Annotated in this window: 1 protein-coding gene; it reads right to left on the bottom strand. The window is 56.6% G+C overall.

What is annotated here, in order from left to right; genetic code table 11:
• Nucleotides 1–893, bottom strand: an 893-nt coding sequence (locus PSEWESI4_RS11465) for an IS630 family transposase (RefSeq protein WP_187671340.1), incomplete at its 3' end; no start/stop codon positions are given.
• Between the last annotated feature and the right edge of the window lie 76 nt (nucleotides 894–969).

The following is a 969-nucleotide window of genomic DNA, read 5'->3' as shown; positions in this document are numbered from 1 at the left end:
CGCTCCACCAGGTTCAACCAGGACGCCGAGGTTGGCGTGAAATGCACTTGATAGCGTGGGTGAGCCGCAAGCCAGGCTTTAACCTTGTCAGTCTTGTGTGTTGCGTAGTTGTCCATCACCAAATGGATTGGCATGTCCTCTGGAACATTGGCATCCACCTCTTTGAGGAATGCCAAGAACTCGGTACTCCGATGGCGGCGTTTCAGGCGGCCAATCACTTCGCCGGTGGCAACATCCAGCGCGGCAAACAACGACGTTGTTCCATGACGCTTGTAATCGTGAGTACGCGTGGCAGGCTTGCCTGGAGCCAGAGGCAGCCCGGGCTGGGTGCGGTTGAGCGCCTGAATCTGGCTTTTTTCATCGATGCAGAGCACCAAGGCCTTGTCGGGTGGGTTGAGGTACAGCCCAACGATATCGTGAACCTTGTCCACAAACGCAGGGTCGGTCGATAGCTTGAAGGTTTTTTCCAGATGAGGCTTGAGTCCGAAGGCATGCCATATACGCATCACGCTGGCGGGTGAAACCCCGGTTGCCTGGGCCATGGAGCGAGTACTCCAGTGGCTGGCGTCGGCAGGTTTGGACTGCAATACCTGATTAACGACCTGCTGAACCTGTTCGTCGGTAATGCTGCGCGGCCGGCCAGAACGATGCTCGTCATTGAGCCCATCGAGGCGTAGCCGATTAAATCGGACTCGCCAGCGCGAGACTGTGTGGACACCAATACCGAGTCGGTTGGCAATAGAAGTACCAGACTCACCGGTCGCGCACGCCAGGATAATTTCGGCTCGAATGCGGGATTCGGCAGGGCCCTTACGCTGCCGGGAGCGACGAAGTAGTTCATGGCGCTCTTCGTCGCTCAGCTCGATAGGGGAAGCGGGACGGCCAGTTCTCATATCGTTGCTCCGGTGCTTTTCTGATACTGAAAGCCTAGACCAGAATATGAGCGTTACTTGTGAAACACCACACTAG

Source organism: Zestomonas carbonaria (assembly GCF_904061905.1).
Taxonomy (GTDB): Bacteria; Pseudomonadota; Gammaproteobacteria; order Pseudomonadales; family Pseudomonadaceae; genus Aquipseudomonas; species Aquipseudomonas carbonaria.
This window is presented reverse-complemented; position numbering and strand designations above follow the sequence as displayed.